Origin of the sequence: Desulfovibrio sp. OH1186_COT-070, assembly GCF_003860215.1 — a bacterium.
Classification (GTDB): Bacteria; Desulfobacterota; Desulfovibrionia; order Desulfovibrionales; family Desulfovibrionaceae; genus Desulfovibrio.
In genome coordinates this window covers 1-336 of the sequence record NZ_RQYH01000239.1, presented here as the reverse complement: position 1 = coordinate 336, position 336 = coordinate 1, and the positions used below count along the sequence as shown (strand labels likewise).

1 pseudogene is annotated in these 336 nt (G+C 42.3%); it reads left to right on the top strand.

Features of this window, described 5'->3' with window-relative positions:
• Window positions 1-187 (top strand): annotated as a pseudogene (locus EII23_RS13555) (IS982 family transposase); the annotation flags it as partial.
• Window positions 188-336: the final 149 nt, after the last annotated feature.

The following is a 336-nucleotide window of genomic DNA, read 5'->3' as shown; positions in this document are numbered from 1 at the left end:
TGCTTACGATATGACAGCGGCAAGTGTCTACGACCTCCATTATCTCAAGGATGTGCAGTGGGAATATCATGACTGCATGATGCTCGGAGACAAAGGATATCTCAGCACCGAGGTACAGCAGAATCTTTTTGATGTCGCTAACATTACGCTGGAAGTTCCCTATCGGCTGAATCAGAAGAACTGGAAAGAGGAGGTGTGTCGTAATGCACGATGCACCTCCTTTTTTGTTCATCGCTATACAAATCGGTTCATTATCTTTAAGCTGCGATATTTTGAAGATTTCTTTGATTTATGTGTTTCCAGCACTTAAATAAAGCGGCAGTAAGCTCATAAAAC